At 75.0% G+C, this 961-nt stretch carries 2 protein-coding genes; both read left to right on the top strand.

Annotated features, from left to right (window positions below; all coding sequences use genetic code 11):
- Positions 1 to 527: sigma-70 family RNA polymerase sigma factor (locus tag ACR9ZK_RS21605; RefSeq protein WP_481344016.1), on the top strand; the 527-nt coding region annotated here is incomplete at its 5' end.
- A partial coding sequence (locus ACR9ZK_RS21600) for a zf-HC2 domain-containing protein (RefSeq protein ID WP_481344015.1) occupies positions 524 to 961 on the top strand: 438 nt, incomplete at its 3' end. The genes ACR9ZK_RS21605 and ACR9ZK_RS21600, both read left to right, overlap by 4 nt.

Here is a 961-nt window from a genome sequence, read left to right as displayed (position 1 = left end):
GGTGCACGACCCGGGACGCGCAAGGAGGTGAGCGTCGCATGCCGCTCGACGACGACGCCGTCGCGGCGATCTACCGCGAGCACGGCCCGATGCTGCGGCGTGTCGTGTGGCGCGCGACGAGCGACGCGAACCGGGTCGACGACATCGTCCAGGAGGTCATCCTGCGCGTCTGGCGTCAGGCACCCGAAGCGGACAACCTCCGCGCGTACCTCATCACCACGGCCCGGCACCTCATCGTCGACCAGCACCGCGCCGCGACCCGCCGCCCGCAGCAGGCCCAGCTCGTCGACGTCCCCGAGGACGACGCCGCCCTCGACCACGCGCTCGACCAGGTGCTCGTCGAGGAGGCGCTCGGCCGCCTCCAGCCCGCCCACCGCGACATCGTCCGATGCCTCTACTACGACCGGCTCTCCGTGGCCGAGACCGCCGTCCGCGTCGGGGCGCCCGAGGGCACCGTGAAGTCGCGCGCCTTCTACGCCGTGCGCAACCTGCGCGCGATCCTCGACGAGATGGGAGTGACCCGATGACCCCCGGGCCGCACGACGTGCACGTGCTCCTCGGCGCGTACGTGCTCGGTGGCCTGTCCGACGACGACCACCGCACCTTCACCGAGCACCTACGCACGTGCCGGGAGTGCCAGGCCGAGCTCGGTCAGGTGTCCGGGCTCCCCCGGCTGCTCGACCTCGCCGGGCCCGACGGCGGGCCGCACCTCGCGGACGCCGACACGACGCCCGCGGCGGCCCTCCCGCCGGTCGGGGGCGAAGGCGTGGCCGACCTTCTGGCGGAGGTCTCCCGGCGGCGCCGGCGGCGCCGGGCCTGGCTGTCGGCCGTGGCAGCAGCCGCCGCCGTCCTGCTCTTCGCCGGCGGCGCGTGGCTCGGTCCGCAGATGCTCACCTCGACCCCGCCGACGGCGCACTACGTCGCCGCGGCCGCCCCGGGCTCCACGGTCAAGGTCGACGTC

This window comes from Monashia sp. HAY1-5C (assembly GCF_056755255.1).
The sequence above is the reverse complement of the archived record's forward strand: the minus strand, read 5'-3'. Positions and strand labels throughout refer to the sequence as shown.